At 56.0% G+C, this 26748-nt stretch carries 26 protein-coding genes and 1 pseudogene; 8 read left to right on the forward strand and 19 right to left on the reverse strand.

Annotation, left to right across the window (positions count from 1 at the left end; translation table 11 throughout):
* Positions 1-25 precede the first annotated feature (25 nt).
* Positions 26-302: pseudogene (locus CKO_RS20755) on the forward strand (YrhB domain-containing protein).
* 22 nt (positions 303-324) lie between these two features.
* Positions 325-585, forward strand: a complete 261-nt coding sequence (locus tag CKO_RS20760) for a hypothetical protein (RefSeq protein ID WP_012135551.1) — start codon at positions 325-327, stop codon at positions 583-585.
* A gap of 87 nt (positions 586-672) precedes the next feature.
* Here CKO_RS20760 and ggt read toward each other — a convergent pair whose 3' ends face one another.
* Positions 673-2418 carry a gamma-glutamyltransferase gene (gene ggt / locus CKO_RS20765; RefSeq protein WP_048902419.1) on the reverse strand — a complete coding sequence of 582 codons (1746 nt, stop codon included), beginning with the start codon at positions 2416-2418 and terminating at the stop codon, positions 673-675.
* A 120-nt stretch (positions 2419-2538) separates the two neighbouring features.
* Between ggt and CKO_RS20770 the strand changes: the two genes are divergently transcribed.
* The gene (locus CKO_RS20770) at positions 2539-2919 is read left to right on the forward strand and encodes a DUF2756 family protein (RefSeq protein WP_012135554.1); all 381 of its coding nucleotides are present in this window, start codon (positions 2539-2541) and stop codon (positions 2917-2919) included.
* Here the strand turns inward: CKO_RS20770 and ugpQ are convergent.
* The 10 genes from ugpQ to livK form a co-directional block, all read right to left on the reverse strand.
* Positions 2900-3649 carry a glycerophosphodiester phosphodiesterase gene (ugpQ, locus tag CKO_RS20775; RefSeq protein WP_012135555.1) on the reverse strand — a complete coding sequence of 250 codons (750 nt, stop codon included), beginning with the start codon at positions 3647-3649 and terminating at the stop codon, positions 2900-2902. The genes CKO_RS20770 and ugpQ overlap by 20 nt on opposite strands.
* Positions 3646-4716, reverse strand: coding sequence for a sn-glycerol-3-phosphate import ATP-binding protein UgpC (locus tag CKO_RS20780; protein ID WP_012135556.1), 1071 nt, complete (start codon positions 4714-4716; stop codon positions 3646-3648). Before CKO_RS20780 ends, ugpQ begins: the two co-directional genes overlap by 4 nt.
* An 8-nt stretch (positions 4717-4724) precedes the next feature.
* Positions 4725-5570 (reverse strand): sn-glycerol-3-phosphate ABC transporter permease UgpE, encoded by an 846-nt coding sequence (gene ugpE, locus CKO_RS20785; protein ID WP_012135557.1) that lies wholly within the window; start codon positions 5568-5570, stop codon positions 4725-4727.
* Positions 5567-6454: a sn-glycerol-3-phosphate ABC transporter permease UgpA gene (gene ugpA, locus CKO_RS20790; protein WP_024131024.1), complete on the reverse strand. Its 888-nt coding sequence runs from the start codon at positions 6452-6454 to the stop codon at positions 5567-5569. Before ugpA ends, ugpE begins: the two co-directional genes overlap by 4 nt.
* A gap of 100 nt (positions 6455-6554) precedes the next feature.
* Positions 6555-7871, reverse strand: coding sequence for a sn-glycerol-3-phosphate ABC transporter substrate-binding protein UgpB (gene ugpB, locus CKO_RS20795; RefSeq protein WP_024131025.1), 1317 nt, complete (start codon positions 7869-7871; stop codon positions 6555-6557).
* A 260-nt stretch (positions 7872-8131) separates the two neighbouring features.
* Positions 8132-8845 carry a high-affinity branched-chain amino acid ABC transporter ATP-binding protein LivF gene (gene livF, locus CKO_RS20800; protein ID WP_047463875.1) on the reverse strand — a complete coding sequence of 238 codons (714 nt, stop codon included), beginning with the start codon at positions 8843-8845 and terminating at the stop codon, positions 8132-8134.
* A 17-nt stretch (positions 8846-8862) separates the two neighbouring features.
* Entirely contained in the window at positions 8863-9630 is a 768-nt protein-coding gene (livG, locus tag CKO_RS20805; RefSeq protein WP_012135562.1) for a high-affinity branched-chain amino acid ABC transporter ATP-binding protein LivG, read from the reverse strand.
* Positions 9627-10904: a branched chain amino acid ABC transporter permease LivM gene (livM, locus tag CKO_RS20810; RefSeq protein ID WP_012135563.1), complete on the reverse strand. Its 1278-nt coding sequence runs from the start codon at positions 10902-10904 to the stop codon at positions 9627-9629. Before livM ends, livG begins: the two co-directional genes overlap by 4 nt.
* A complete protein-coding gene (livH, locus tag CKO_RS20815; RefSeq protein ID WP_012135564.1) occupies positions 10901-11827 on the reverse strand; it encodes a high-affinity branched-chain amino acid ABC transporter permease LivH in 927 nt (308 codons plus the stop codon). Before livH ends, livM begins: the two co-directional genes overlap by 4 nt.
* Before the next feature lie 61 nt (positions 11828-11888).
* Complete coding sequence (gene livK, locus CKO_RS20820; protein ID WP_012135565.1) at positions 11889-12998, reverse strand: high-affinity branched-chain amino acid ABC transporter substrate-binding protein LivK; 1110 nt, start codon at positions 12996-12998, stop codon at positions 11889-11891.
* Between the two features lie 545 nt (positions 12999-13543).
* On the opposite strand from livK, the gene panM reads away from it, so the two are divergent.
* Positions 13544-13927, forward strand: coding sequence for an aspartate 1-decarboxylase autocleavage activator PanM (gene panM / locus CKO_RS20825; protein ID WP_024131029.1), 384 nt, complete (start codon positions 13544-13546; stop codon positions 13925-13927).
* A gap of 100 nt (positions 13928-14027) precedes the next feature.
* Here panM and livJ read toward each other — a convergent pair whose 3' ends face one another.
* From livJ to ftsY, 6 genes are all read right to left on the reverse strand, one after another.
* Positions 14028-15131 carry a branched chain amino acid ABC transporter substrate-binding protein LivJ gene (livJ, locus tag CKO_RS20830; protein ID WP_024131030.1) on the reverse strand — a complete coding sequence of 368 codons (1104 nt, stop codon included), beginning with the start codon at positions 15129-15131 and terminating at the stop codon, positions 14028-14030.
* Positions 15132-15337: 206 nt separating this feature from the next.
* Positions 15338-16603 (reverse strand): 4-aminobutyrate--2-oxoglutarate transaminase, encoded by a 1266-nt coding sequence (locus CKO_RS20835; RefSeq protein ID WP_012135569.1) that lies wholly within the window; start codon positions 16601-16603, stop codon positions 15338-15340.
* Positions 16604-16827: 224 nt separating this feature from the next.
* Entirely contained in the window at positions 16828-17682 is an 855-nt protein-coding gene (rpoH, locus tag CKO_RS20840) for an RNA polymerase sigma factor RpoH (RefSeq protein ID WP_012135571.1), read from the reverse strand.
* Positions 17683-17939: 257 nt separating this feature from the next.
* Positions 17940-18998 (reverse strand): permease-like cell division protein FtsX, encoded by a 1059-nt coding sequence (ftsX, locus tag CKO_RS20845; protein ID WP_024131031.1) that lies wholly within the window; start codon positions 18996-18998, stop codon positions 17940-17942.
* Positions 18991-19659, reverse strand: a complete 669-nt coding sequence (gene ftsE / locus CKO_RS20850) for a cell division ATP-binding protein FtsE (protein ID WP_012135575.1) — start codon at positions 19657-19659, stop codon at positions 18991-18993. The genes ftsX and ftsE overlap by 8 nt, the downstream gene beginning before the upstream one ends.
* Positions 19660-19661: 2 nt before the next feature.
* Positions 19662-21164, reverse strand: a complete 1503-nt coding sequence (gene ftsY, locus CKO_RS20855) for a signal recognition particle-docking protein FtsY (RefSeq protein WP_012135576.1) — start codon at positions 21162-21164, stop codon at positions 19662-19664.
* 136 nt (positions 21165-21300) lie between these two features.
* Between ftsY and rsmD the strand changes: the two genes are divergently transcribed.
* Entirely contained in the window at positions 21301-21897 is a 597-nt protein-coding gene (rsmD, locus tag CKO_RS20860) for a 16S rRNA (guanine(966)-N(2))-methyltransferase (RefSeq protein WP_012135578.1), read from the forward strand.
* On the forward strand, positions 21887-22156 hold the full coding sequence (locus CKO_RS20865; RefSeq protein ID WP_012135579.1) for a DUF1145 family protein: 270 nt from the start codon (positions 21887-21889) through the stop codon (positions 22154-22156). Before rsmD ends, CKO_RS20865 begins: the two co-directional genes overlap by 11 nt.
* Before the next feature lie 88 nt (positions 22157-22244).
* On the opposite strand, the gene CKO_RS20870 is transcribed toward CKO_RS20865, so the two are convergent.
* A complete protein-coding gene (locus tag CKO_RS20870; protein ID WP_024131032.1) occupies positions 22245-22604 on the reverse strand; it encodes a DUF2500 domain-containing protein in 360 nt (119 codons plus the stop codon).
* A gap of 141 nt (positions 22605-22745) precedes the next feature.
* Here CKO_RS20870 and CKO_RS20875 point away from each other — a divergent pair, with 141 nt between their 5' ends.
* Together CKO_RS20875 and zntA are read left to right on the forward strand one after the other, a co-directional pair.
* Entirely contained in the window at positions 22746-23372 is a 627-nt protein-coding gene (locus tag CKO_RS20875; protein ID WP_012135582.1) for a lysoplasmalogenase, read from the forward strand.
* Between the two features lie 76 nt (positions 23373-23448).
* Positions 23449-25647, forward strand: coding sequence for a Zn(II)/Cd(II)/Pb(II) translocating P-type ATPase ZntA (gene zntA, locus CKO_RS20880; protein WP_012135583.1), 2199 nt, complete (start codon positions 23449-23451; stop codon positions 25645-25647).
* A 90-nt stretch (positions 25648-25737) separates the two neighbouring features.
* Here the strand turns inward: zntA and CKO_RS20885 are convergent, their stop codons facing one another.
* A complete protein-coding gene (locus CKO_RS20885) occupies positions 25738-26721 on the reverse strand; it encodes a TRAP transporter substrate-binding protein (RefSeq protein ID WP_012135584.1) in 984 nt (327 codons plus the stop codon).
* Positions 26722-26748: the final 27 nt, after the last annotated feature.

Below are 26748 nucleotides of genomic sequence, written 5' to 3' on the forward strand. Positions count from 1 at the left end.
GTTATGCGCTTTAAGGGGAATGCTAATGATCACTTACAAAAAAGCTATAAACAAAGCCAATAAGTATCTTTACGATGCAGATACTCCTGTCGTCATCACACTCCACGGAAGATTTACAGAAGGTTGTTTTTTGTTTCGAATCAATGGAGTATCTCGAAACCGGAGACAACGCTTCCCGCCTGGCAGGAAACACTCCTTTCATCATCGATAAAGATAGCGGTGAAATCTTTGATTTAGGTACTGCCTGGCCGCTGGAGAAATATTTAAAAGACTACGAAGAGAGCAAAAAAGCACGAAGCTAAGCTTACCCAGATACGATTAACTATGATAACTGAAACTGAACTTAACGTACTGAAAGTTATGGCCGAAAAAGATATTAACTGGAACTGGATGAATCTGGATCGCACGCTTTCCATGAAAAGAATCCCGGGGTTCAGCAATGTCGTTAATATTGTGAATAAATTGGCTAGCGAGTGTCTGGTAAATATTGAAGATAGTGGGCATAAGTCCATGCCTTACTATCGCGTATCTGAAAAAGGATACAGGCTAATCAAGAATACTGATACTGACAATAACGTACCATAATCGCCGTGCAGAATAATGCTGTTGAAAAACAAGGTTACAGCCAGAACTCCCTGATAAGCCCCCTTCCACCGAAGAGGGCCACTTACCTCAATATCCCGCCGTTAAATCATCGACTGAGCGCGGGTCAGACGCGCCGTACAGCGAACCATCCGGCCCGACCATGATGCTCTGGGTGCTGCCCATCGCTTCTTTCAGCGCGACTTTTTGCCCACGCTGTTCCAGGAGTTTCAGCGTATCCGGGCTAAAGCCCTTTTCCACGCGCAGCTCATCCGGCAGCCACTGATGATGGAAACGCGGTGCGTTGGTCGCCTCAGCGACATTCATCCCGAAATCGATGCTGTTGACCACCATTTGCAGCACGGTGGTAATAATCCGGCTACCGCCAGGGCTGCCTGTCACCAGCCAGGTTTTGCCGTCTTTCACCACAATGGTCGGCGACATTGACGACAGCGGACGTTTCTTCGGCCCTACGGCGTTAGCATCACCGCCCACCAGACCGTAAACGTTTGGTACGCCAGGTTTCGCGGAGAAGTCATCCATCTCATTGTTGAGCAGAATCCCGGTGTTTCCCGCCACAATCCCGGTACCAAACGTGGTGTTCAGGGTGTAGGTGACGGCCACCGCGTTGCCGTCTTTATCCACCACCGAGAAATGGGTGGTCTGATTGCTTTCATACGGCGCCAGTTTACCGGGGCGAATCTCGCTGGACGGTTTGGCTTTATTGATATCTATCTGATCGGCAATGGATTTCGCATACGCTTTACTGGTCAGCGCCTGCCACGGCACCTTCACAAAATCCGGGTCACCGAGATACTCCGACCGATCGGCATAGGCATATTTCTCCGCTTCAGCCATTATCTGCATGGCATCGGCGCTGCCAAACCCGTATTTCTTCATGTCGAAGTTTTCAAGGATATTGAGGATCTGCACGATATGAATGCCGCCGGAGGACGGAGGCGGCATCGAAAAGACCTGATACCCGCGATAGTCGCCGCTAATCGGCGTGCGTTCTACCGCTTTGTAAGCCACCAGATCCTCTTTGGTGATAAGCCCCCCGTTCTTCTGCATCTCCTGTGCGATCTGGTCGGCTATTGCCCCTTTGTAGAAGGCATCCGGGCCATTCTCAGCAATCATCTCCAGACTTTTCGTCAGGTTTTTCTGCACCAGCTTGTCGCCCTTCTTCAGCGGTTCGCCGTCTTTCCAGAAAATAGCCTTGCTGTTTTCATAATTCGGCAGCACCTCGCTACCGTAGGTTTTCAGGTCATCCGCCAGCGCATCGTTGACGACGAATCCCTCATCCGCAAGTTTCATCGCCGGGCGTATCACTTTGTTGAGCGGCAGGGTGCCGTATTTCTCCAGCGCCAGCGAGAATCCGGCCACGGTGCCCGGCGTACCGGTCGCCAGGTGCGACGTCAGCGATTTTTTACTGTCAGGATTGCCCTGATCGTCCAGGAACATATCGCGGGTGGCATTGGCTGGCGCCATTTCGCGGAAGTCGATCGCCGTGGTGTTCCCGTCTTTGGTGCGCAGCAGCATAAAACCCCCGCCGCCGAGGTTCCCCGCCTGCGGATGCGTCACCGCCAGCGCATAGCCAACGGCAACCGCCGCATCGACGGCATTTCCCCCTTGCTTAAGGATATCGACGCCGACCTGGGTCGCCATCGCATCCACGGATGCCACCATCCCCTGCTTCGCACGAACAGGGTGGAAAACATCCTCTTCAACACCGTATGACACCGGAGGTGGCGCAGGCGGCGCGGCAACAACACTAAAACAACTTCCTGAGAGCAGAGCAGCAATGGCTACCCGGCGCAAAAACGTCGGTTTCATCATCGTTATTCTCCAGAGATACGGGGTCAGCCCCCCACTAAGCCTGGTGCATAACTCTGAAATAATCATCGTTGCGGCGGGAAAGGAGTAAACTTAATAGATCCCCCCAGAGGAGGAAAGACGATGAAACGACTCTTAATTTTAGCGGCGCTACTGCCGTTTTCCGGCTTTGCGCAGCCCATCAACACCATGAATAACCCGAATCAGCCGGGGTATCAGATCCCGAGTCAACAGCGGATGCAAACCCAAATGCAGACGCAGCAGACCCAGCAGAAAGGAATGCTTAACCAGCAGTTAAAAACGCAGACCCAGCTTCAGCAACAGCATCTGCAAACGCAGATGAACAATAACGCGCAGCGGGTCCAGCAGGGCCAGGTGCGTGAGCAGGTTTTACCAAACAACAATGGCGGTATGTTAAGCGGTGGAACCCGCCAGAGCAGCGGTCAGCAACATCTGCTGCCCCAGCGACAGAGTGGCGATATGCTCAATAACTCGCCGCAGTAAAATCCGGCCCAATCACATCAATGGCATCGGTACAGATGCAGTCCACGCCCCAGCGCAGCAGTTCCGCCGCGCGCTGGGGTTTGTTGACGGTGTAAACCAGAATGCGCAGTCCCGCCGCCCTGAGCGCTTTTACCCGTGCTTCATCGAGCAATTTATGGTTGAGATGAACAGAGACGCAGCCCAGTCGGGTCGTCAGCGCATGCCAGTCGTCACGCCAGTCATCCAGCAGTAAACCGCGCGGTAGCTCTGGTGCCGCCTGTTGCGCCGCTTCCAGGGCATCAATTTCAAACGATGAAAGCAAAGGCGCGGTCATTCCAGACCACAGCTCCCGCGCCGCCAGCGCCACCACTTTCCCCGTCAATGGCCCGGTGCCGGTCGTCGGTTTAATTTCAATATTCGCCATCATGCCGTGCTCGCGGCAGCGTTCCGCTACCTGAGACAACAGCGGCAACGGCTCGCCTTTAAACTTGCCGCTAAACCAGCTCCCGGCATCAACGCGCAGCAGATCCTGCCAGTTGACTTCCCCCGCCACGCCCCAGCCGTTACTGGTGCGCTCCAGGTTGTCGTCATGCAGCAGAAAGATCTCACCGTCTTTCGACAGCTTCACGTCAAACTCAACCATCGTGTGTCCGCACCGCGCCCCCACGTCAATCGCCGCCAGCGTGTTTTCCGGTGCGAGTTTTCCGCCACCGCGATGCGCGACGATGTGGGGATAAGGCCAGTTACTCATACTCGTTGTCCTGTTTCGCCATCGAAAAGATGCAGATGATTTTCCGGCAAATGCAGCCATAGCGTGCCGCCTGCCGTCGGACGTTGCTGATGCGCCAGCCGCACGACCATTTTTTGATCGCCCCAGCGTCCGTGCGCCAGGTTATCCGCCCCCAGCATCTCCAGCGTGTCCATCACCAGCGGTACGCCGCCTTCCGCCTGCGAGCTTAGCGCAATATGCTCAGGACGGATACCCAGCGTCATTTTCCGCCCGGCATAGCGACGATAGTTCCAGTTAACGGGCAGCGCCATCCCGCTCTCCAGCTCAAAATGGGTGCCTGCGGCGCTGATGCGCCCCTCCAGCAGGTTCATCGCCGGGCTGCCGATAAAGCTCGCCACAAAGCGGCTGGCGGGCTTCTCATACACCTCTACCGGCGTACCGATTTGCTCCGCCACGCCTTTGTTCATCACCATCACCCGCTGGGCGAGCGTCATCGCTTCGACCTGATCGTGCGTCACGTACAGCGAGGTGGTTTTCAGGCGGCGATGCAGATGTTGTAACTCAAGGCGCATCTGGACGCGCAATTTAGCGTCAAGGTTGGACAGCGGCTCATCAAACAGGAAGACGGCCGGATCGCGCACAATCGCACGCCCCATTGCCACACGCTGGCGCTGGCCGCCGGAAAGCTCGCGTGGACGGCGTTTGAGCAAACCGTCCAGCTCCAGAATCCGCGCCGCCTCTTTCACCCGTTCAGCAATATGCCCTTTGCCCATGCCGCGAATCTTCAGCCCCCACGCCATGTTCTCCTCTACGCTCATGTGTGGGTAGAGCGCGTAGTTCTGGAACACCATCGCAATGCCCCTGTCTTTCGGCTCCATCTCCGTAACGCGCTGGCGGTCAATCCAGATATCGCCGCTCGTTACCCGCTCAAGCCCGGCCACCATACGCAGCAGCGTCGATTTACCGCAGCCGGACGGCCCAACCATCACAATAAACTCGCCATCCGCCACATCCAGCGTTAACGGCTGTATGACCTGGGTTTTGCCGTCCCAGCTTTTGGTTACTGCCTGTAATTTCAAACCAGCCATAAAATTTCCTACTTCTCACTGTCCACCAGGCCGCGTACAAACGCGCGCTGCATGGCTAAAACGATAACGACGGGGGGAATCAGGGTCAGCAGCATCGCCGCCATCACCTGATTCCACTGAGTGGTGCCTTCCCCGGTGGCGATCATGCCTTTAATCCCCGCAACGGCGGTGCCGAGATCAACGTCGGTAATAATCAGCAACGGCCACAGGTACTGGTTCCAGCCGTAGATGAAGGTGATGACGAACAGCGCCGCGAGATTGGTTTTCGACAGCGGCAGCACAATGTCGCGGAAAAAGCGCATCGGTGAAGCGCCGTCGATGCGCGCCGCTTCAATCAACTCGTCCGGCAGCGTCATAAAGAACTGGCGAAACAGAAAGGTGGCGGTCGCTGAGGCCATCAGCGGCAGGGTCAGACCCGCGTAGCTGTCGAGCATTTTCAGATTGGCAATCACTTCCACCGTCGGGAAAATACGCACCTCAACTGGCAGCATCAGGGTGATAAAGATCATCCAGAAAAACAGATTACGCAGCGGAAAACGAAACCAGACAATGGCAAACGCTGACAGCATAGAAACGGTAATTTTCCCCACCGTAATGCCAAAAGCCATGATGAAACTGTTAAGCATCATCAGCCAGAACGGCGCGCTGTTCACACCCACGCCGTTAACCCAGATCGTTGCCATGTTTTCCAGCAGATGCGTTCCGGGGATGAGCGTCATCGGCGTATCGAACACCGCGCGGTTGTCCAGCGTCGCCGCCACAAAGGCGACGTACAAGGGAAACAGGATCACCACAATCCCCAGAATCAACATAGTGTGGCTGAATATCGTCAGCCCGCGACGGTTCTCAATCATTGGTAACGCACCTTACTTTCCACATAGCGGAACTGGATAACCGTCAGAATGATGACGAGGAACATCAGCACCACCGACTGTGCGGCAGAGGCGGAGAGATCCAGTCCGGCAAAGCCTTCGCGGTAGATCTTATAAATCAGCGTGGTCGTCGCCTGTACCGGTCCGCCTGCGGTAGCGGCGTCGATCACCGGGAAGGTGTCGAAGAAGGCATACACCAGATTGACCACCAGCAGGAAGAAACTCACCGGCGCAATCAGCGGTAGCGAAAGTTTAAAGAAGCGCCGAACCGGACCCGCCCCATCAATCGCTGCCGCTTCCGTCAGCGAGCGGGGAATGGATTGCAACGCGGCAAAAAAGAACAGGAAGTTGTAACTAATCTGCTTCCAGACTGAAGCGAACACCACCAAAAACATGGCCTGGCCGCTGTGTTGCGCATGGTTCCAGTCATAGCCGAACCCGGCAAGAAAATGGGTGATTAGCCCGCGCCCGGGGTTGAACAGGAAGATCCACAGTACGGCGGCCACCGCTGGCGCAACGGCGTAAGGCAGCAGCATCAGCGTTTGATACAGGCGGCTTGCGCGTACCACGTAATCCACCAGCGCGGCGAAAAACAGCGAGACCAACAGGCCGCTTACCGTCACCAGCGCACTGAATTTCATCGTCGTCCAGAAGGAGTCGAGGTAGTAGCTGTCATGGAATAAGGCGACAAAGTTATCCAGACCGACAAACTGGCTGGACAGCCCAAACGGATCGACGCTTTGCAGCGAATACCACAGCGCTTCGCCCGCAGGCCAGATAAAGAAAATGACGGTGATCGCCAGTTGCGGCGCAACCAGCAAATACGGCAGCCAACGCGAGCGAAACACCGGACGGGATGATGACATGAAGATTTGATTCCTGAACAGTGCCGGGTGGCGGCTTCGCCTTACCCGGCCTACGGTCTTGTAGGCCCGGTAAGCGCAGCGCCTCCGGGCATATCATGCGTTACGATTTCGTTGACTGCTCAAAGCGACGCAGCAGCTGATTACCACGCTCAACGGCGGCATCCAGCGCCTGCTGCGGGGATTTCTTCCCGGTCCACACGCTTTCCAGTTCCTCATCCACAATGGTGCGGATCTGCGGCATGTTGCCCAGACGCAGACCTTTGGTGAACGGCAACGGCGGCTTGTTCAGCATCTGGCGCGTGGCAATATCCGCACCGGGGTTCTTGTCATAGAATCCCTGCTCGCGGGTCAGGTCGTAAGCCGCTTTGGTGATCGGCAGATAGCCGGTTTTCTGATGCCATTCAGCAGCATTTTCCGGCTTCGCCAGGAAGTCGAGGAATTTCGCCACGCCGGTGTAGGTCTCTTTGTCTTTACCCTGCATCACCCACAGGCTCGCCCCGCCGATAATGGCGTTTTGCGGCGCATCTTTGGCATCCGCGTCATAAGGCATCATGCCTACGCCGTAATTAAATTTGGCGTAGTGGCGGATATCCGCCAGAGAACCGGAAGAGGCAGTGGTGATGGCGCAATCGCCGTTGTAGAACTTCTCAGTGGATTCGTCTTTACGCCCGAAGTAGCTGAAATCACCCTTCTTGTTCAGTTCTTCCAGCAGCGCGATATGTTTCACCTGCTCCGGCTTGTTAAATTCCAGCACCGCGTCAGTACCGTCAAAGCCGTTATTTTGGGTAGCGACCGGCAGGCCGTGCCAGGCGCTGAAGTTTTCAATCTGAATCCAGCCCTGCCAGCCGCTGGCGTAGCCGCACTTCATTCCCGCCGCCTTCAGCTTTGCGGTGTACTCCGCCAGATCCTGCCAGGTTTTCGGCGGCTGCTCTGGATCTAAACCGGCTTTTTTGAAAGCGTCTTTGTTGTAGTACAGCACCGGTGTGGAGCTGTTAAACGGCTGGGACAACAGATGTCCGCTTTTGGAATCGGTGTAGTAACCGGACACCGTCGGTACAAACTGCGACTCATCGAAACTGATGCCCGCGTCGCTGAACACTTCATAGACCGGTTTAATCGCTTTCGACGCCATCATGGTCGCGGTGCCGACTTCATAAACCTGCAACAGCGCCGGAGCGTTACCGGTACGAAACGCGGCGATACCTGCGCTCAGGCTCTGTTCATAGTTGCCCTTATACACCGGCACAATCTTGTAATCAGGATTGGCCGCATTGAAACGTTGCGCCAGAGAATCAACCTCTTTCCCCAGCTCGCCTTCCATAGAATGCCAGAATGGAATGGTGGTAACGGCCATGGCGTTTCCCACGAATGCCAGGCTTAACGCCAGTCCTAACGCTGTATGTCGTAACGATGTCATTCGCTTATCTCTCTTGTTGTGCCGGATGCGCGATATCACGCGTTTTATGCTCGCGAGGTAACATGACATGCGCGAATGACAGAAAAATAACTTTTTAGTTACAAATAAATGACAGCCAAACGTCAGCAGGATGATAAGAAGATGATGGAATGGTGAAGATAATATGGAAGAAACAAAAAGCCGGGTGGCGGCTTCGCCTTACCCGGCCTACAGGATCGAGTAGGCCCGGTAAGCGTAGCGCCACCGGGCACACAGATGGTTTAGCCTCCGAGGTATGCGCTGCGCACCGCTTCGTTGGCCAGCAACGCATCGCCGGTATCTTCCAGCACCACATGACCGTTTTCCAGCACGTAGCCGCGATCCGCCAGCTTCAGCGCCTGATTCGCGTTCTGCTCGACGAGGAAGATGGTCATTCCCTGCTCGCGCAGCTGTTCGATGGTATCGAAAATCTGCTGGATAATGATCGGCGCCAGACCCAGGGACGGTTCATCCAGCAGCAGCAAACGCGGCTGGCTCATCAATGCACGACCAATCGCCAGCATCTGCTGTTCACCGCCGGACATGGTGCCCGCACGCTGGATACGACGCTCATGCAAACGCGGGAACAGCGCGTAAACCCACTTAATGCGCTCCTGAAACTGGTCGCGCTCGGCGAAAAAACCGCCCATCGCCAGGTTCTCTTCTACCGTCATACGAGAAAAAACGCGACGCCCTTCCGGGACAATCGCCACCGCTTCACGCATGATTTTCGCCGTCTGCCAGTCGGTAATGTCTTTACCATCAAACACAATCCGACCGCTGGTGGCGCGCGGATCGCCGCATAACGTGCCGAGCAGCGTGGTTTTACCCGCGCCGTTGGCGCCAATCAGGGTGACGATTTCTCCCTGACGAATATGCAGGCTCACCTCGTGCAGCGCCTGGATTTTGCCGTAGTGGGCACTGACTTTGTCAAAGGACAACATGACTTTTTCCATCTTATGCGTCACCACCATTATGCTTCACCTAAATAGGCGCGGATCACGTCCGGGTTGTTGCGAACTTCTTCCGGCGTCCCGTTCGCCAGCGGCGTTCCCTGGTTCACCACGTAAATGCGATCGGAAATCCCCATCACCAGCTTCATATCATGCTCAATCAGCAGAATGGTGGTGTTGTGATGATTACGCAGCTCCGCAATTAATTCGTCCAGCTCTTTGGTCTCTTTCGGGTTCAGACCCGCCGCCGGTTCATCCAGCATCAGGATCTCCGGCTGCGTCACCATGCAGCGGGCGATCTCCAGACGACGCTGGTCGCCGTAGGCCAGGTTGCTGGCCTGGCGGTTGGCGTGCTCCAGCAGGCCGATACGCTCCAGCCAGGTGGCGGCACGATCGAGCGCTTCACTCTGCGCCCGACGGAACGCCCGAGTCTTCAACAGACCCGAAAAGACGCCGGTTTTCAACTGCTGATGTTGCGCAACCAGCAGGTTTTCAATCACCGTCATCTCACGGAACAGGCGGACGTGCTGGAAGGTACGCACCACGCCCATACGGGCAATCTGCTGACCCGGCAGCCCTTCCAGATGCTGATCGCGCAGCATAATGGTGCCGCCGGTCGGTTTATAGAAACCGGTCAGGCAGTTAAAGACCGTGGTTTTCCCGGCGCCGTTTGGCCCGATCAATGAGACGATTTCGCGTGGATGCAACTCCAGTTCAACGTTGTTTACCGCCAGCAGACCGCCAAAGCGCATCATCAGGCCGTTAACGGATAATAATGGCTGACTCATGCCTGCTCTCCTTTCGCTTCCCCGTTTTTCAGTTTCAACTGCGGACGGGTCATCGGCAGCAAGCCCTGCGGACGCCAGATCATCATCAGTACCATCAAACCACCGAGCATCAACATGCTGTATTCGTTGAAGTCACGCATTAGCTCGCGCGATACCACCAGCAGGATAGCGGCGAGAATAACCGCGAACTGCGAACCCATGCCGCCAAGCACCACAATCGCCAGTACAAAAGCGGATTCGGCAAAGGTGAACGACTCCGGGCTGACAAAGCCCTGGCGCGCGGCGAACAGCGTTCCGGCGAACCCCGCAAACGCGGCGCTGATGGTAAACGCCGTCAGCTTAATGCGCGTCGGGCTTAAGCCTAATGAACGGCAGGCAATTTCATCTTCACGCAGCGCTTCCCATGCCCGCCCCAGCGGCATACGCAGCAGACGGTTGATCACAAACAGCGAGAAGACGACCAGCAGCAACGCCACCAGGTAAAGCCAAATCACGCGGTCGGATGGATCGTATTTCACGCCGAAGAAGTTGCTGAAGGTATCCCAGCCGCCTTCACGGGCGGTACGGCTGAACTCCAGACCGAAGAATGTCGGTTTCGGGATCTGGCTGATACCGTTCGGCCCGCCGGTCACTTCGGTGTTATTGAGCAGCAGGATGCGCACAATCTCGCCAAAGCCTAAGGTCACAATCGCCAGGTAGTCGCCGCGCAGGCGCAATACCGGGAAGCCGAGCAGGAAGCCCGCCGCCGCCGCAACCAGCCCCGCCAGCGGCAGGCAGGTCCAGAACCCCAGACCGTAATAGTGGTTCAGCAACGCGAAGGTATACGCGCCAATGGCGTAGAAACCGCCGTAGCCCAGCACCAGCAGACCAGACAGCCCCACCACCACGTTCAGCCCAAGACCGAGGATGATATAAATCATGGTCAGCGTGGCGATATCAACGGTGCCGCGCGACACCATAAACGGCCACACAACGGCGATGACCAGCAGCGCAATCAGGAACAGCTTCTGCTTCACGGTTGAGCCATCAATCGCTGGCAGAACAAATTTAGGCCCAGAAATGCCCTTCAGGCTTTTCTGGAAAATCGGTCGCAGCAACTGGAAGAAAAAGACCACGGCAGTACCGATAAACACCCACTGCCAGCGAATATCCGCAGCAGTCCCCACCACCAGTTTGGTGCCATCGAGTTCCAGTTGAACGCCCATAAAGACGCCCGCCAGTACGAAGAACATGGCGGCAGAGAGCAGCGCCATCGCAAAATGCATCGGTTTCATACTTTCTCTACCTCCGGGCGGCCCAGGATACCGGTCGGCATGACCAGCAGCACCAGAATCAGCAGCGCAAACGACACCACATCTTTATATTCGGTACTCAGGTACGCAGAGGAGAGCGCTTCGGCGACGCCCAGAATCAGGCCGCCAATCATCGCGCCAGGAATGCTGCCGATGCCGCCAAGCACCGCGGCGGTGAAGGCCTTCATCCCGGCCATAAAGCCAATATACGGGTTGATAACGCCATAGAACTGACCGAGCAGCACGCCCGCCACCGCCGCCATCGCCGCGCCAATCACAAAGGTCAGCGCAATCACGCGGTCGGTATTAATGCCCAGCAGACTCGCCATTTTCAGGTCTTCCGCACAGGCGCGGCAGGCGCGTCCCATACGGGAGTAACGGATGAACAGCGTCAGCGCCAGCATCGCCAGGAAAGTGACGATCCAGATGACCAACTGCATGGTGGTAATGCTGGCGGCGAAGTTCTCGCTGCTGCCGATAATCCACTGGCCGTTAAACAAACTGGGGAGCGCCACGTCACGCGAACCTTCGGTAAGACTGACGTAGTTTTGCAGGAAAATAGACATCCCGATCGCGGAGATGAGCGCAATCAGTCGCTTGGAACTGCGCACTGGCCGATAGGCCACCCGTTCAATACTCCAGCCATAGGCGCTGGCGATAATGATAGCCCCGACGAACCCGGCGGCGACCAGCAGCCAGCTGGTATCAATGCCCATCATCATCAGCGCGGCGATGATCATGAAAGAGACATAGCTGCCGATCATATAGACCTCGCCGTGGGCGAAGTTGATCATGCCGATAATGCCGTAAACCATCGTATAGCCGATAGCGATCAGCGCATAAGTGCTTCCCAGCGTGACGCCGTTAAACATCTGCTGCAAGAAATAGAGAAACTGCTCGGACATAAGGTAACCTTTCTCAACCCGCCCGTTTTGCGCGGGCGGAGGGATAACTTGTCTTCAGGCGTTATTTGGCAACGGTCGATGAGCCGTCGGCATGCCACTGGAAGACACCAAACTCAAATCCCTTCAGATCGCCTTTTTCATCCCAGTTCAGCGGCCCAATCACGGTATCAGCCCCGTGTGCTTTCAGATCTTTCACCAGATCGAGCGGCGCTTTGCTGCCGGTACGATCCATTGCGGTTGCCAGCGACTGCACCGCAGCGTAAGTGATCCACACGTAAGGGCCGGTAGGATCTTTTTTGTCGGCTTTAAGGGCATCGACAATGCCTTTGTTCGCCGGGTCCTGGTCATAGCGTTTTGGCATCGTCACCAGCATGCCTTCTGCCGCCGCGCCAGCAATGTTGGACAGTGAGGCATTGCCCACGCCCTCTGGCCCCATAAACTGGGTTTTCAGGCCGATAGCGCGCGCCTGGCGCAGCATCTGGCCCATTTCCGGGTAGTAACCGCCGTAATAAACGAAGTCGATATTCTCTTTTTGCAGGCGGGCAATTAGTGCGGAAAAGTCTTTCTCGCCAGCGGTAATCCCGTCAAAGAACACGATATTGGCGTTGCCCGCTTTCAGGCTGTCCTGTACGGAACGCGCCAGACCTTCACCGTACTGCTGCTTATCGTGAATAATGGCGATACGCTGCGGCTTCACTTTCTCAAGAATGTATTTCGCCGCCGTTGGCCCCTGGGAGGAGTCCAGGCCCGCCGTACGCATGATGTGTTCGTAGCCGCGCTGCGTCAGCTCCGGGTTTGTGGCGCCCGGGGAGATCATCAGGATGCCTTCATCTTCATAGATATCAGACGCGGGCTGTGTGGAAGAGGAGCACAGGTGGCCGATAACGTACTGAATGCCGTCGTTGACGATTTTGTTCGCCACCGCGACAGCCTGTTTCGGGTCACAGGCGTCGTCATACTCAACGCCCACCAGCTTATCGCCTTTGATGCCGCCTTTGGCGTTGATGTCTTTAATGGCCTGACGCGCGCCGTTAAATTCCATATCGCCCCACTGCGCTACCGGGCCGGACATCGCCCCGACAACGGCGACTTTAATATCGTCCGCCATTGCCGTATGCGACATCGCCAGTGCAACCACTCCTGCGATGATCGTTTTCGCATTCCGTTTCATTTACTGAATCCCCATTCGTGACGTTATTACACTTCATCCTTCACGCTGCCCCGGTGTTGGCTACGTGCGTTCACCCCAGTCACTAACTTATGTAAGCACCTGGGGATTCACGCTCTTACCGCCTTGATGCACCTTGAATGATTTTGTGTATATATTTTGTATTTATGTGGTTAAAAAGCAGACTGTGCTTTTTTTGAACTATGCTATTTTTACCTGTTGCATTAATGGTTTAGCACAGTTTTTTATGCAAAATCAGAGTAAACACTCTATTTTTCAGTCGATTAAGAAAAGATAATATTCTGATTTCAGCTATAGATAAACAAAAAAAAGCGCACTTGTCAGCATAAAATAACGGTACAAAGGGCGGAATAAAACGCTGCCTTCCAGGGGATTATCCTGCCTGTTTTTCATTCTCTGATGTTTCAAACTGTACTTATCGTTGCCAAAAAACTAATCGCCTGGTAAATGAAATAAAAAAGAGAAAGTGTCGGAACACATTATTTCGGTACACTGGTTCTCTCTTTGGTGATTTGGACATGCTGTCGATGAAGCTGACCATCGTTCGTTTAGAAAACTTTAGCGCCCAGGATCTCATCGATCTGGGTAAAATCTGGCCGGAATACTCCGCCTCGTCTTTAAGCGTAGATGATACTCACCGGATCTACGCGGCGCGTTTCAATGAGCGTCTGTTGGGCGCTGTGCGGGTAACGCTAAGCGGTACGCAAGGCGCGCTGGATTCATTGCGGGTTCGCGAGATCACGCGTCGTCGCGGCGTGGGGCAGTATCTGGTGGAAGAGGTGATCCGCAATAATCCGGGCGTTTCAGCCTGGTGGATGGCAGATGTCGGCGTCGAAGAGCGAGGCGTAATGGCGGCGTTTATGCAGGCATTAGGGTTTACGGCGCAGGCGGACGGCTGGGAAAAACGGTAATAAAAAAGCCGGATGGCGCTAACGCTTATCCGGCCTACGTGTTTCGCAACTCTCACGCAATTTTCCAGGGGGTAAGGCGAAGCCGCCACCCGGCACTCAATTACCTGGCGTCGGTTGCCGTACCGTCGGCATGCCAGGTAAAGACGCCGAACTCAAAGCCTTTCAGATCGCCCTTCTCATCCCAGGACAACGGCCCCATAACGGTTTCCACGGTATTCGCTTTCAGGTATTTGGCGATTTCAGCCGGATCGTCGGACTGATTCAGACCCGCCTGCAATGACTGCAACGCCGCGTAGGTGGTCCACACAAACGCGCCGCTTGGGTCCTGTTTCTTCGCTTTGATCGCGTCTACAATCGGTTTGTTCGCCGGAACCTGATCGTAGTTCTTCGGCTTGGTGACCAGCATCCCCTCGGCAGACTCACCGGCAATGTTAGACAGCGACACGTTCGCTACCCCTTCCGGCCCCATAAACTTCGTTTTCAGGCCAGCAGCGCGAGCCTGGCGCAGGATCTGCCCCATCTCAGGGTGATAGCCGCCATAGTACACAAAGTCGATGTTCTCTTTCTTCAGGCGCGCCACCAGGGTGGAGAAATCTTTCTCGCCGGCGGTAATCCCGTCGAAGAACACCACGTTGGCGTTGCCTTTTTTCAGGCCATCCTGCACCGCGCGCGCCAGGCCTTCACCGTACTGCTGCTTATCGTGAATAATGGCGATGCGCTGCGGCTTCACGCTTTCCAGAATATATTTCGCCGCCGTCGGCCCCTGATCGGAGTCCAGACCGGTGGTGCGCAGGATCAGCTGATAACCGCGCGCGGTCAGTTCCGGTGCGGTCGCAGCCGGGGTAATCATCAGAATGCCTTCGTCTTCATAGATATCAGACGCAGGCTGCGTGGATGAGGAGCACAGGTGGCCGATAACATATTTAATGCCGTCGTTGACCACTTTGTTGGCTACGGCTACCGCTTGTTTCGGGTCGCAGGCATCATCATATTTCACGGCAACCAGCTTATCGCCCTTGATGCCGCCTTTCGCGTTGATATCGGCAATCGCCTGCTCCGCGCCGGTAAATTCCTGATCGCCGTACTGCGCTACCGGGCCGGACATCGCGCCGACAACGGCCACTTTGATATCCTTAGCAAACGCCATATTGCTCAAAGACAGGGCGATACATCCTGCCAATAACGCTTTACCCTTCATATTCATCCTGAGAATCCCCATTATTGTGGTTATTACGTATGTTGTGATGTTGTTGTTCAGCACTTTATTTCAATTAATGGTAAGCCACCCGTGCTTTAGCAGCATACTCTGCTAAAACATACCCGATTTTTATGATTTTGGAATAGCTAATTTGACAGTCAGATAACAAGTTGATGACAAAACGGGGCGCCGCCGCAACGGGCGGCGTCGGTTTATCGTGTCAGCGAACGCGTAATGATCTCCAGCGCTTTACGGAACTGCGCATCGGGGATCGTCAGCGGATAGAGGAAGCGGATCACGTTGCCGTAAACACCGCAGCTGAGCAGCAGCAGACCCTCCTGCAATGCGCGATCCTGCACCTGCCGGGTAAATTCCGGGGACGGCTGGCCGGTTTGCGGATCGGTAAACTCTACCGCCACCATCGAGCCCTGCGCGCGGATCTCGGCAATGGACGGGCAGGCGGCTTTCGCTTTGTTCAACACCTCAACCAGATGCTGACCAAGCTGCGTGGCGCGAGTGCAGAGATCGTCTTCTTCAATCACATCAAGCACCGCATGCGCGGCGGCCACCGCCAGCGGGTTTCCGGCGTAGGTGCCGCCAAGACCGCCCGGCGCTGGCGCATCCATCACCTCGGCGCGACCGGATACCGCCGACAGCGGCATACCGCCGGCCAGACTTTTGGCCATCGTGATGAGATCCGGCTGAACGCCGTAGTGTTCCATCGCAAACAGTTTGCCTGTACGGGCAAAACCGGTCTGCACTTCATCGGCGATCAGCAAGATGCCGTGGGTATCGCATAACGTACGCAGCGCCTGCATGAAATCCGTTGGCGCGACGTTAAAGCCCCCTTCCCCCTGCACCGGTTCCAGGATAATGGCCGCCACCTGGTCCGGCGCAATATCGGCTTTAAAAATCCGTTCGAGACTGTTCAGCGCATCCGCCGTGGTAACGCCATGCAAAGGATTCGGATATTGCGCGTGATAGACCGATCCCGGGAACGGCCCAAAGCCAATTTTGTAGGGCGCGACCTTACCGGTGAGCGCCATCGTCATAAAGGTTCGCCCGTGAAACGCGCCGCCAAAGGTAATCAGCCCCGGTCGTCGGGTACAGGCGCGCGCAATTTTCACCGCGTTTTCGACCGCCTCCGCGCCGGTGGAGAAGAAAGCCGTTTTCGCCGGGCCGTTGACCGGCACGCGCTCGTTAATACGCTCGGCAAGCGTAACGTAGCTTGCATAAGGCACGATTTGATACGCGGTATGGGTAAATGACTGGAGCTGTTTTTCAATTGCCGCGATGACTTTTGGATGACGGTGCCCGGTGTTCAACACGGCAATTCCGGCGGCGAAATCAATCACCTCATTGCCTTCAATATCCCACAGCGTGGCGTTTTCCGCTCTGTCGGCATAGAAACCGCACATCACCCCGATGCCGCGCGGCGTCGCCTGCAACCGTCTTTCATTCAGTTCGTTATTTTTCACCTTCTCCCCCTAAGATGCGCACAACCCATCGGTAAGTGTTTGCCAGGGGGGAAGAATTCGCCAGAGCGGGGGAGAAAAAAAGCGTTATCCCCGTAGCCTGATAAGCGAAACGCCATCGGGCATTTATGTTTGCCTGTTTGCCGGATGGCGGCGGTGCCTTATCCGGCCTGTAAAACAAAAAACCCCGGATTCTCATCCAGGGTTTTTCGGGCACTTCGCGGAAATTACGCTTCGATAGCGGCGCGCAGTTTCTTCATCGCGTTCTTTTCAAGCTGACGTACACGTTCAGCAGAAACGCCATAGCGGTCGGCCAGTTCCTGTAGCGTGGACTTATTGTCTTCGTCCAGCCAACGGGCGCGAATGATGTCCTGGCTACGCTCGTCCAGACCTTCCATTGCGTGGGTCAGTTTGTTTGCCGCCTGATCTTCCCAGTTATCCTCTTCAATGCCGTCGGCAAAGTTAGAGGTTTTATCCTGCAAATACAGCACTGGCGCCATCGGCTGGCTGTCAGACTCGTCGTCCGAAGACATGTCAAACGTCATGTCCTGCGCCGCCATACGGGATTCCATCTCGCGAACGTCTTTGCTGGTTACGCCCAGTTCGCGCGCCACCATTTCCACTTCATCCTGATTAAACCAGCCCAGACGCTGCTTGGTTTTACGCAGGTTAAAGAACAGCTTACGCTGTGCTTTGGTGGTTGCGACTTTAACGATACGCCAGTTACGCAATACGTATTCGTGGATCTCCGCTTTGATCCAGTGCACGGCGAAAGAAACCAGGCGCACACCCACTTCCGGGTTAAAACGGCGCACGGCTTTCATCAGGCCGATGTTACCTTCCTGAATCAGATCCGCCTGCGGCAGGCCATAGCCCGCATAGTTACGAGCAACATGAACAACAAAGCGCAGGTGAGACAGAATCAGCGTCTTAGCTGCTTCCAGATCGCCCTGGTAATGCAGCTTTTCAGCCAGTGCCCGTTCTTCGTCAGCCGATAACATCGGCCACGCGTTTGCAGCCCGGATGTAAGATTCCAGGTTACCAACAGGGGCTAAAGCTAAATTTTGCATTTCTTTGGTCATTCAAATCCTCTCAATTTATATCGTCTGGCACTGCAAATGAGCAACAAACGTGCCAGCGTTTATGAGCAACGAGAATAGCACTCACTCTTTTATCAGACAGTGATTTTATCCACAAGTTCAATGCAACGTTGTGAATAAATTACGCACAAAATGTGACACCGCTATGAAAAAACACTGTGGGCAGGGGATGAGATGTTTTGATGCTCTTTCCCTGCGAACGGGAACTCATTGCAGGGAAAGAGTATACCACGCTTTTATTAATCGGGAGTAAAGTGACGTAAATGTTGCACAGTGGCAAGCCACGCCGCAACCCAGCCGATCATCGAGCACACCAGCAGCAGCAACAGGCACTCATCGAACGATAAGCCATTGATATCAAACTTCGTGCCGAAAACCTGCGCCACTTCCGTCACCGCTGACGACAAGCGCATCACCAAAATTTCTGACAAAATCAGTGAAAGAAATGCCCCTGAAAAACCGAGCAGAGCGCCGCCGTACAGGAACGGTCGCAGGATAAATCCATCCGTCGCGCCAATCAGTTTCTGCACGTTGATGGTGTCACGGCGGGCGAAAATGCTCAGGCGCACGCTGTTGCCGATGACGAGGAACACCGCCGCCACCATCAGCACGCCGATCATCGCGGAAACGCGCCCTACCAGCCCGGTCAGCGCCGCCAGACGGGCAAACCAGCTGTCATCCATACGCACTTCATCAATGCCGTTAATCTGCGAGATGCGATCGCGTAGCGTATTCAGCGACTCCGTTCCCTGGAAATCCAGTTTCGGGATCACCACCGCCACTGCCGGAAGCGGATTCTCTTCCAGCATGTCCAGCGCGCCGCCAAAGCCAGACCAGTTGCGGAACTCGCCCAATGCATCGTCGCGGGAGAGATAGTTGACCTTCTCCACCCCCTGCTCGGCCTGGAGCTGTGCGACCACCCCGGCGGCCGCGTCGTCATCCAGCGTCTTTTGCAGATAAACGGTGATCTGCGGGGACGGATAGTACTGCGTCGCCGCCTGGTTGACGTTCTTATAGACCATGTAGCAGACGCTTGGCAGCGTCAGAGAGATGGCAATCACCATCACCGTCAGAAACGTCGCCAGCGGCTTGCTTTTCAGATCCTGTAACGCGCCCTGGAACGCATAGCGCACCTGCTCGTTAAAGACGTTGGTTTTACGCGAGTTCGGCTTTGGCGAGGGTTTTGCGCGTCTCGGCGCATTGCGGCCGCCGTCGCCGGACGAACCGCCAGATTTACGAAAACGGTCCAGTCTGCCGCCAAACTGCCTGATTTGGTTGATAGCGTCACGCTTATTCACTGACCAGGCCTCCATGCAAATGACCTTCGCTCAGGGTGAGCATACGGTACGAACGACGGGAGATAAGCCCGATGTCGTGCGTCGCCATCAATACCGTCACCCCAACGCGGTTAAACTCTTCAAACAGACGTAAAATCCCTTCCGATAAGGCATCATCCAGGTTCCCGGTCGGTTCATCCGCCAGCAGCACCGCAGGCTTGTTCACCACCGCACGGGCAATCCCCACGCGCTGCTGCTCACCGCCAGAGAGTTGAATGGGAAAATTCCTCGCTTTGTCCAGCAGCCCGACTTTATCCAGCGCCGCCGACACACGACGACGGATGTCGTCCCCGCTGGCGCCAGCGATAATCAACGGGATCGCCACGTTGTCATAGACCGTACGATCCATCAGCAGGTGGTGATCCTGGAAAATCATTCCGATCTGACGACGCAGAAACGGCACTTCACGGTTTTTCAGGCGCGTAATGTCATGCCCGCTGAAGAAGATTTTCCCGGCGCTCGGCCGTTCAATCCCACAGATAAGCTTCAGCAGGGTACTTTTCCCCGCGCCTGAGTGACCGGTCAGAAACGCCATCTCGCCTGGCTGCATGTGGAATGTGACTCCTTGCAGCGCTTGTCTCCCACCGAGATAGGCCTTGCTGACATGTTCAAAGCGAATCATTGTTAATCCTCTCGGGCAAAAAGTGCCTCTATAAAATCGTCCGCCTTAAACGGACGTAAATCCTCGATACGTTCGCCCACACCAATATAGCGGATAGGAATGCCAAACTGATCGGCAACCGAGAAGATAACCCCACCCTTCGCCGTGCCATCCAGCTTGGTCAGGGTGATACCGGTCAGGCCAACCGCTTCATGGAACAGTTTGGCCTGGCTTATCGCATTCTGCCCGGTGCTGGCGTCGATGGTCAGCATCACTTCATGCGGCGCATCTTCGTCGAGTTTCTTCATCACGCGAACGATTTTTTTCAGTTCTTCCATCAGGTGCGCTTTGTTCTGCAAGCGACCTGCGGTATCGGCAATCAGCACATCCACATTACGCGCTTTCGCCGCCTGGATGGCGTCAAAGATAACGGAAGCGGAATCCGCGCCGGTATGCTGGGCGATAACCGGAATGTTGTTACGCTGGCCCCAGACCTGCAACTGCTCTACCGCCGCCGCACGGAAGGTATCCCCCGCCGCCAGCATCACGGATTTGCCCTGCTGCTCGAACTGACGCGCCAGCTTACCGATCGTGGTGGTTTTCCCCACGCCGTTAACGCCAACCATCAGAATAACAAATGGCGTTTTGCCTTCAATATTAAGCGGTTCGTCAACTTTTGCGAGGATATCGCCCATCTCGTCTTTCAGCAGGCCATACAGCGCTTCGGCGTCATGCAGCTGTTTGCGGCTGGCGCCCTCTGTCAGGTTAGCGATGATCTTGCGAGTGGTTTCCACGCCCACATCGGCAATCAGCAACTGCTCTTCCAGTTCTTCAAACAGATCATCGTCGATTTTCTTACCACGGAACAGACTGATAAATCCTGAACCGAGATTTTCTTTTGTTTTCAGAAGACTACGTTTCAGACGCGCAAAGAAACCCTCTTTTGTCGGCTTCTCTTGCTCCTGAATCACCTCCTCAACCGGCGTCTCTTCTTCCGCCGCCGGCACGACAACCACCGCGTCTTCCGCCGCTTCCACCGCTAGCGCCTGCGCTTCCCGTTCTTCGTCGGTCAGTTGCGGTTCGTTTTGCGCCTCTTCTTCTACCGCCTCCACGATCTCTACCGTGTCCGCTTCGGCCTGCCACTCTTCAGGCGATGTCTCTTCGACGTTCACCTCTTCCGGCAGCGGCAGTTCTTCATGTTCCACCACCGCCTGCGGCTCAACGATGTCTTCTTCAACCACGGGGTCAACAACAGGCTCTACGACAGGCTCTGGCTCAACCGGCTGCGGTTTTTCGCTTTCCTGAACCTGTTCGGTGACGTTCACCACGGCTTCGGCGAAAGCGTCGGTCTCCGCCTTGCCGTGGGCGTGCGTTTCCGCGTCGGCGTCTGCCGCCGTCTCAACCGGCGTCTCTGGCGCTAACTGTTCTTCAACACGCTGTTGTTCTTCGGTTTTTTGTTCCTGTTCCTGCTCTTTTTCACCAAAGCCCAGCCAGGAAAAGAAGCCACGTTTTTTCTGTTTTGCCATCTGCGACTGTACTCCTCGCGGTTAATATCTGGCGCTATATACATGGAAGCTAAAAAAATGATGAAATAGTCTACCACTTAACTTAATTCACATCACCGCCTGGAATGACACGTCAGCAGCGGATTGAGCAATAGAAATGAAAAAACCGAATCACTCTGGCAGCGGTCAAATCCGCATTATTGGCGGACAGTGGCGGGGCCGTAAACTTCCGGTTCCCGACAGCCCAGGGCTGCGCCCGACAACCGACCGGGTTCGCGAGACGCTGTTTAACTGGCTGGCGCCGGTCATGGTAGACGCCCACTGTCTGGATTGTTTCGCCGGAAGCGGCGCGCTGGGGCTGGAAGCGCTTTCCCGCTATGCGGCGGGCGCGACGTTGCTGGAGATGGATCGCGCCGTGTCACAGCAGTTACAAAAGAATCTTGCTACGCTAAAGGCAGGCAACGCCCGCGTGGTCAACGCCAATACGCTGGCCTTTCTGGCGCAGACCGGTACGCCGCACAACGTGGTGTTTGTCGATCCCCCGTTTCGCAAAGGGCTGCTGGAAGAGACGTTAAGCCTGCTGGAAACGCACGGCTGGCTGGCTGATGACGCGTATATTTACGTTGAAAGCGAAGTCGAAAACGGTCTGCCGCCCGTCCCGGCAAACTGGTCTTTGTATCGTGAAAAAGTGGCCGGGCAGGTCGCATACCGCCTGTATCAACGGGAAGCACAAGGAGAAAGCGATGCTGATTAATCTGGGACGTCTGCTGATGCTGTGCGTCTGGGCATTTTTACTACTGAATATTTTCCAACCCTTTCCACGCCCGCTCAACATCTTCGTTAACGTCGCACTGGTCTTTATGGTGCTGATGCACGGTATGCAGCTGGCGCTGTTAAAAAGCACTATGCCTAAAGATGGCCCGCAGATGACCACCGGTGAGAAAATCCGCATTTTCCTGTTCGGCGTATTTGAGCTGCTGGTGTGGCAGAAGAAATTTAACGTTAAAAAATAACCTTTTGCCGGATGGCGGCTGCGCCTTATCCGACCTACAAACCCCTCAGACCGTAGGCCCGATAAGCAACACGCCATCGGGCGAAATCTTATGGCTGGGCGACAAAATCGACAAACCGCGAACCTTTGTAGCTCAGCGTGCCTTTATCCCCGACCGTTAACGCATGGTACTGTTGGGCATCCAGACGAAACGTCTGCTCAAGCCCGCCGCGTTGCGGTTTAAAGCTAGCTTCATAACGCATACTGGTGCCCGCTGGCGTCACCTGCTGCTGACGCGAGCGCCGCTCGTTGATCGGCTTTTCGCGCTTATTGCTCACCACTACCTGCTTTTGCTGCAATGGCGCGGCATCGTTATCGGCTTTTTCTCGCCGCTGCGAAACAAAGCGAAACGACGCGGCGATAACAATCAAGCCAATGATAACAATGAAAAAAAGTGGTGGTTTACTCATCATTTTAACCCATCAGAAAATGCGGAAATAAGCATACCCTGCCCGTTATGGTGTTGTCATCTGCCTGCGCCGACCTCTACACTGGACAACAGGGCCGTGAGCATACCGCTCGCGAAAAAATAACGAATTCAAGGAACTAAGATGCTTTGGTCGTTTATCGCTGTCTGTCTTTCCGCATGGCTATTTGTGGACGCATCGTATCGTGGGCCAGCGTGGCAGCGCTGGGTCTTTAAACCTCTCACCCTGATTCTCCTTCTTTTACTCGCCTGGCAAGCGCCGATGTTCGACGCGATCAGCTACCTTGTGCTGGCGGGCCTGTGCGCCTCGTTGCTGGGCGATGCGTTGACGCTGTTGCCGCGCCAACGTCTGCTGTACGCCATTGGCGCATTCTTCCTGTCGCACCTGCTGTACACCCTCTATTTCGCCAGCCAGATGACGCTGTCGTTCTTCTGGCCATTGCCGTTAGTGCTGCTGGTGTTGGGCGGGTTGCTGATTGCAGTGATCTGGACGCGTCTGGAAGAGCTGCGCTGGCCGATATGCACCTTTATCGCCATGACGCTCATGATGGTCTGGCTGGCCGGTGAACTGTGGTTCTTCCGCCCGACCGCCCCGGCGCTCTCTGCTTTTATGGGCGCATCGTTGTTATTCCTCGGCAACATCGTCTGGCTGGGCAGCCATTACCGCTGCCGCTTCCGCGCGGATAACGCTATTTCCGCCGCCTGCTACTTTGCCGGGCACTTCCTGATTGTCCGCTCACTTTATCTTTAATAACGCTTGACTCTGGAGTCGACTCCAGAGTGTATCCTCCGGTTAATGAGAAAATTATCATCAACCGGAGGATGCCATGTTGACACCCGATACTGATGGCAAAAAAGTCCCACAATTTTCATCCTTCAAACTGGCGCCAGCCCCCCGGAAGATAGATGACTGCTGCTGTGAGGGCGCCTGCGCAACGGAGGCTCTCGTCCCCGACACCATCGAAGGGACGCGTTACACCTGGAAAGTCGCCGGTATGGACTGCGCCGCCTGCGCCCGTAAAGTCGAAAACGCCGTGCGCCAGGTCGGGGGCGTCAATCAGGTACAGGTGCTGTTCGCCACCGAGAAACTGGTGGTGGATGCGAATGCCGATATCCGCCAACACGTTGAACGCGCCGTACAAAAGGCGGGTTATACCCTGCGTGATGAACAGGCCACAGCAGAGGCGCGCGAATCCCGGCTGCAAGAAAACCTGCCGCTGATCACGCTCATCATTATGATGGCGATTAGCTGGGGGCTGGAGCAATTCAACCATCCGTTCGGCCAACTGGCGTTTATCGCCACCACGCTGGTCGGCCTGTATCCCATTGCCCGTCAGGCGCTGCGCCTGATGAAAACCGGTAGCTGGTTCGCCATCGAAACGCTGATGAGCGTGGCGGCGATTGGCGCGCTGTTTATTGGCGCGACGGCGGAAGCGGCGATGGTGCTGCTGTTATTTCTGATCGGCGAACGCCTCGAAGGGTGGGCCGCCAGCCGCGCCCGCAAAGGGGTCAGCGCGCTGATGGCCCTCAAACCGGAAACCGCCACGCGCCTGCGCGATGGCGTGCGCGAAGAGGTGGCGATCAACACCCTGCAACCCGGCGACATTATCGAAGTGGCGGCAGGTGGGCGCTTACCCGCCGACGGCAGGCTGGTCTCCGGTTTCGCCAGTTTTGATGAGAGCGCGCTCACCGGCGAGTCGATTCCGGTCGAGCGCTCAACGGGCGAGAAAGTCCCCGCCGGCGCCACCAGCGTGGATCGGCTCGTTACGCTGGAAGTGCTGTCAGAACCGGGCGCCAGCGCGATTGACCGTATCCTGAAGCTGATTGAAGAAGCTGAAGAACGCCGCGCGCCCATTGAGCGTTTTATTGACCGCTTCAGCCGGATTTACACCCCGGTGATTATGGCCGTCGCGCTGCTGGTCACGCTGGTGCCGCCGCTGCTGTTTGCCGCGTCCTGGCAAGAGTGGATTTATAAGGGACTCACGCTGTTACTGATTGGCTGCCCGTGTGCGCTGGTCATTTCCACCCCGGCGGCCATCACCTCCGGGCTGGCGGCGGCGGCACGTCGCGGGGCGTTGATTAAAGGCGGCGCAGCGCTGGAGCAGCTAGGCCGAGTCACTCAGGTGGCGTTCGATAAAACCGGTACCCTGACCGTAGGGAAACCGCGCGTCACCGCCATCCATCCGGCAAGCGGGATCGGCGAAGCGGAGCTGCTGGCGCTGGCGGCGGCGGTGGAACAAGGCGCGACGCACCCACTGGCGCAGGCCATTGTGCGTGAAGCGCAGACGCGTGAGCTGACCATTCCGCCAGCGCTGGAGCAGCGCGCGCTGGTCGGTTCGGGTATCGAAGCTCAGGTTAACGGCGAGCGCATCCTGATTTGCGCCGCAGGCAAACGCCCGGCGGAAGCCTTTGCCGGGCAAATCAGCGAACTGGAAAGCGCCGGACAGACGGTCGTGCTGGTGCTACGCAACGACGACGTACTCGGCGTGCTCGCCCTACAGGATACGCTGCGCGATGACGCCCGCACCGCGATCGGCGAGCTTAATCAGTTAGGGGTGAAAGGCGTGATCCTGACCGGCGATAACCCACGCGCGGCAGCGGCCATTGCCGGAGAGCTGGGCCTGACGTTTAAAGCGGGCCTGCTGCCGGAAGATAAAGTCCGGGCGGTGACAGCGCTCAATCAGCACGCCCCGCTGGCGATGGTGGGTGACGGCATTAACGACGCCCCCGCAATGAAAGCCGCCGCGATAGGTATTGCGATGGGAAGCGGAACGGATGTCGCGCTGGAAACGGCAGACGCCGCCCTGACGCATAACCGCCTGCGCGGGCTGGTACAGATGATCCAGCTGGCGCGCGCCACCCACGCCAATATTCGTCAGAACATCGCGATTGCCCTGGGGCTGAAAGGGATCTTTCTCATCACCACGCTGCTCGGCATAACCGGTCTGTGGCTGGCCGTGCTGGCGGATACCGGGGCGACAGTGCTGGTGACTGCCAACGCGCTGCGGCTGTTGCGTAAAGGGTAGATTGTCGTCTGATGGCGCCAGGCTTATCAGGCCTACGGGGATCATGGCACGAACCCACGCAGGCCTGCTCATCCGGCGAAGCGAAAGCGCTTACTGCACGTCGGCAATCGCCTTCATCAACGCCTGGTGTTTTTCGCCATACTGCGCGCGCACCGGCTCGGTGGCCTTCACGAAATACGCTTTATCAATTTCGTGGAACTGCACGCCGCCAGCCTTCATCTTCGCTAATGCCTCCTGGTTGTAGGCATCCCACAATTTACGCTGCTCAAACTGCGCTTCGCGCGCCAGCGTCAGGATCTTCTGCTGCTCATCCGCAGTCAGCTTGTCCCACTTCACTTTGGAATAGAGCAGCATTTCCGGGGTGATAAAGTGCCCGCTGAGGGTGTAATTCTTCGCAACCGGCATGTAGTTATGCGCGACAAAAGTCGGCGGGTTGTTTTCCGCACCGTCAATCACGCCGGTCTGCATACCGCTAAACACCTCGCTCACCCCCATCGCCACCGAGTTCGCCCCCATGTCTTTCAGCGTATCCAGCGCCACCGGGCTTCCCTGCACGCGAATCTTCATACCGTGGAGATCTTCCGGCTTTTCCACCGGGTTTTTGGTAATCAGGTTGCGCGTCCCGGAGTCCATCCAGCCAAGAAACACCAGACGTGATTTCGGGTTGTTCGTCAGCTTATCGCCAATGCTTTTCCCGATATCGCCATCAATAATTTTGTGCATGTGGTCTTCGTCGCGAAACACATAGGGTAGCGTAAAGACTTCGATATCCGGCAGAATAGCCGCCACCGGCGCCATCGATACGCGAATCATATCAATCGCGCCGATTTGCGCCTGTTCAATCATCTGTTTTTCATCGCCCAGCACGCCGCCCGGGAACACTTTAATTTCCAGTTTACCGTCGGTTTGTTGTTTGAGTTTTTCGCCCATTTTCTGCACGGCGACGACATTCGGATAGCCCTGCGGATGGACATCCGCCGCTTTAATGACCTGCGCGAAAACGGAATGGGAAAACAGTATTGACGCGGTAGCCAGGCACAGGGAAGCCGCGAGCGGCTTGAGAGTCACTTTCATCGGGTCAGCTCCAGAGGTTGAGAGGGT

Origin of the sequence: Citrobacter koseri ATCC BAA-895, from assembly GCF_000018045.1 — a bacterium.
GTDB lineage: Bacteria > Pseudomonadota > Gammaproteobacteria > Enterobacterales > Enterobacteriaceae > Citrobacter_B > Citrobacter_B koseri.